A 257-nucleotide genomic window follows, 5' to 3' on the forward strand; every position below is an offset into this window, starting at 1 on the left:
GCCTTGCCGCCCGTGATCAGGCGTATGTGCGGCTGCGCCACGGCGCGCTCGACAAACCCGGCCACGCGGTCACGGTGTTGCGCGGTGATCAGCGGGCCGAGCTCGGTGGCCGGATCGTCCTGCAGGCCGTACTTGATGCTGCTGACCGCCGCGCCGAGTTTTTCCACGAACTTGTCGTAGATACCTTCCTGGGCATAGATGCGGCAGGCGGCGGTGCAGTCCTGGCCGGCGTTGTAGAAACCGAAGGTGCGGATGCC

Annotated in this window: 1 protein-coding gene; it reads right to left on the reverse strand. The window is 66.5% G+C overall.

Going from position 1 to position 257, the window contains the following annotated elements:
• The coding region (locus tag NQL71_RS29810) for an aldehyde dehydrogenase family protein (protein ID WP_274643805.1) at window positions 1–257 on the reverse strand (257 nt) is incomplete at both ends.

The organism is Pseudomonas serbica, assembly GCF_028823535.1.
Lineage (GTDB): Bacteria > Pseudomonadota > Gammaproteobacteria > Pseudomonadales > Pseudomonadaceae > Aquipseudomonas > Aquipseudomonas serbica.